General features: G+C 33.7%; 5 protein-coding genes. All 5 read left to right on the top strand.

Annotated elements, in window-relative coordinates:
• Positions 1 to 330: 330 nt before the first annotated feature.
• Positions 331 to 855 (top strand): ankyrin repeat domain-containing protein, encoded by a 525-nt coding sequence (locus tag B0A58_RS00830; protein WP_089079469.1) that lies wholly within the window; start codon positions 331 to 333, stop codon positions 853 to 855.
• 3 nt (positions 856 to 858) lie between these two features.
• Complete coding sequence (locus B0A58_RS00825; protein WP_089079468.1) at positions 859 to 1,605, top strand: T9SS type A sorting domain-containing protein; 747 nt, start codon at positions 859 to 861, stop codon at positions 1,603 to 1,605.
• A 67-nt stretch (positions 1,606 to 1,672) separates the two neighbouring features.
• Positions 1,673 to 2,056 (top strand): OB-fold protein, encoded by a 384-nt coding sequence (locus B0A58_RS00820; protein ID WP_089079467.1) that lies wholly within the window; start codon positions 1,673 to 1,675, stop codon positions 2,054 to 2,056.
• 107 nt (positions 2,057 to 2,163) lie between these two features.
• A complete protein-coding gene (locus tag B0A58_RS00815; RefSeq protein WP_089079466.1) occupies positions 2,164 to 3,030 on the top strand; it encodes a DUF5777 family beta-barrel protein in 867 nt (288 codons plus the stop codon).
• 188 nt (positions 3,031 to 3,218) lie between these two features.
• Positions 3,219 to 3,557, top strand: coding sequence for a hypothetical protein (locus tag B0A58_RS00805; protein ID WP_014084481.1), 339 nt, complete (start codon positions 3,219 to 3,221; stop codon positions 3,555 to 3,557).
• The last annotated feature ends 15 nt before the right edge of the window (positions 3,558 to 3,572 follow it).

Raw genomic sequence — 3,572 nt, 5'->3', positions numbered from 1 at the left:
ATGTATATTTGGTATAACCTATCGACTTCTTGAACACGCTATTTTGCCCTACAAAGTATTGACTGTTTCAAAATAAAAAAAAAATATTGCCATTTAATCGGGCTAACAAACAAATTAGCATTCAAAAACATAAGTTTTTTCTTAAAAAATAATTTAAATGGAAACAATAATACAAAATGCTGAACGAACTAATGGTCTATTAATAAGCATTTTATCGGATAATAATACCAATAAACGTTAAAAAAAGGATAAAATAACAGAATGTTAGCTATCTAACATGTTGCAATTAATTTTATTTGTATATTTGTAGAAAATAAAATGACTAATAATATGGCATGTAAAAAAATATTGTTTATTTTTGTTGTTTTAATTTCAATAAATGTTTTTTCTCAAACCAAAAACATTTTTGATATTGCAAGAAAAGGCACCGTTTTAGAAATGTCCGATTGTTATCGGCAAAATCCAAGTTGCGTAGATGCCCTCAATGAACAACAAATGAGTGTTCTGATATTGGCTTGTTATAAAGGGAATACCGCTGTGGCTCAATTTTTGATAGCACATAAGGCCAATGTCAATTATGTTTCCGAATATGGTACTGCCTTAACGGCAGCTGTATTTAGAAATGATGTACAATTGGTTGAGGTTTTATTAAAGAATAAAGCCAACCCAAATTTGACGGATACCAAAGGGATGACGCCCTTGATGTATGCCGTGCAAAATAATAATAGTCAAATGGTTTCAATTTTATTAGATTATAAAGCAGACAAGTCGCTAGTAAATTCTGAAAATAAAACCGCATTTGAATATGCCACAACGTTAGGAAATGAACAAATATTAAAACTTTTAAAACTATAGATTATGAAAAAAACTTTACTTGCTTTAACATTATTATTGGGTATGGGGAGCACAATGGCTCAAAGCTATTCCTCTAGCGTCACCTCTTTAGGGAGTACCGGGATGACTGCCAAAATTGATACCAATGCTAGCACTGTAACGCTAACCCTAACAGGACCAAGCACCTCTTATTTGGCCATAGGATTTGGCGGAACAGGTATGTCTTCAGTGTCAGATTTATTTATTTGGAATGCCTCTTCGAGTAGAGATTACAGCCTTAGTGGTTATAGCGCACCAACAGCCGATGCCACACAAAACTGGACTGTAACTTCAGATACTGTTTCAGGTTCTACAAGAACGGTAGTAGCCACAAGAGCTTTGTCTGCAGCAGGAAATTATACGTTTACAAATGCAGCAGCAAACATTTCTGTAATATATGCAAAAGGCAGCAGTACTTCTATTGCTCAACACGCAAGTTCAAACAAAGGATCTGCAACCATAACTACAACATTGGGCAACGACGATTTTTCAAAATTAACTGCCGCTGCTATTTTTCCAAATCCTTCAACGGGTATTTTCAATATCGAAACACCTATAAGTTTATCAAAAATTAATGTGTATTCACAAATTGGAACTTTTATCAAAACCATTTCAATTGAAGATCAAAATGCTCAAAAAGCCATTAATTTATCTGATTTAAGTTCAGGTATATACATGTTAGAATTGGAAAGCAAAGACAGCAAAGTTTGGAAAAAAATCATTAAAGAATAATTCCAAACCCTTATAAAGCTCCAATTCAAATTGGAGTTTTTTTTTTAACTTTAAAGTTTATTGTTTTATGAAAAAGTTTATTTTTGCATTAGCAGCATTAGTTATTTTGGCTGCATTGGGCTATTATTATATGATGTTTGGCGGGGCTAGAAACGTAGCGTCTGAAAAAGCCCTTTATGAGGTAAGTGCTGCAACATTGAAAGAAGAATTTTCAAAAAATACAACACAAGCCAATACAAAATATTTAGAAAAACCAGTTGCTGTTACAGGAATGGTAGTGGCTTTTACAAACCAAACCATTCAATTAGAGCAAGGTGTAAATGCTACTTTTAACAGTGAAATTTTGGGTATCAGTACAAACCAAAAAGTAACTATAAAAGGCAGAATAGTAGGCTATGACGAATTGTTAGAAGAAGTCCATTTGGACCAGTGTGAGCTTGTCCATCAATAACAGTTTTTATTTACAAATAATACTTAAAATAGTATGTTTGAAAATAGTAATACCCTTTTTATTTTTGCCTTTACGTATGAAAAAATAATAAATTAAAAGAATGTAATATGATTAATTTGAAGAAAATAGTTTTAAGTGTCTTAATTTTGAGTTCGTGGGGAGCCATGGCTCAAGACGATTTGTTGAATGAATTGGATACTAAAAAGACCGAAAAAAACACTACCACATCGGCTTTTAAAGCCCTGCAAATTGTAAACATGCAATCTACCAAATTGCCAGCCAAAGGCGAAATTTATATTTTAATATCGCATCGTTTTGGGGATTTGTCAAACGGAATCAATAATTTTTTTGGATTGGATAACGCTTTTACCAAAATAGGAGGCATATATGGTGTTACAGATGGTTTTTCTGTTGGACTTTCCAGACACACCCTCAACAAAACGTATGAAATAGCAGCCAAATATAAGTTAGCAAACCAACTAGATAATGGCTTTCCTGTTTCAATAGTTGCATATCATACTTTAGACATCAACTCGGCACTCAGCACCGATTTGTATCCAGGTCTAAAAGCTACCAACCGATTGGCCTATACCACACAATTATTGGTTTCTAAAAAATTCACCAATGAATTTTCCTTACAATTGGCTCCAATTTTTGTTCACAAAAACCTGTATGACGGCATTACCGACCAAAAAAATCAATTCCTATTGGCCACAGGCGCCCGATACAAACTCACCAAAAGATTGAGTCTGAATGCCGAGTATGCCGCAAGACTCAATTTGCCCGAAGGTTACACTTCCATCTACCACAATCCACTATCAATTGGTTTAGATATTGAAACAGGAGGACATGTGTTTCAAATGGTTTTGTCCAACAGCCAAGCCATGAACGATGTTTCATTTTTAACCAATGCAACAGGAATTACAGCTGGCAAAGGCATCTTTTTTGGTTTCAATATGTACAGGGTTTTTTAATTGCAATTGTATATTTGACTTTGCTAAATAAATGGTTTTGCTTAGTTGCAATGTAATACCATCTTTTTTTGATTAAAATGAAAAATTTTATAACTATGAAATCGTCATCCACAATGGGATTGTTTAAACAAACACCAAAAATAAAAGGCGATGACATGTATAATTAATAACCAATAAATTTTACCTATATGAAAATAATAAAAAAGCTTGTATTTTGCTTCTTTTTAGCTTTGCTAACCTCTTGTGAATCTAATACTTATCAAGACATTTCGGTTGCAGTGGCTACACCAACTTATACAACAAACGTAGCGTCAATTATCAATGCAAAATGTGTAGGATGCCATGCCACAGGAGCACAATTGCCAGCCTTAGACAGTTATAGTGCCGTGAAAACAGCTACCAATTCGGGCAATTTGATATGTAGAATTGAGGCATCTTGTGGCAGTGTGATGCCTCCAGGCGATCCTTTGCCTCAAGCCAGTATTGATATGATAAAATTATGGAAAACTCAAGGTTTTGCCAACTAATACCAAATATATTTA

The sequence above is a fragment of the Flavobacterium branchiophilum NBRC 15030 = ATCC 35035 genome, from assembly GCF_002217205.1.
GTDB classification, from domain to species: Bacteria; Bacteroidota; Bacteroidia; order Flavobacteriales; family Flavobacteriaceae; genus Flavobacterium; species Flavobacterium branchiophilum.
This window is presented reverse-complemented; position numbering and strand designations above follow the sequence as displayed.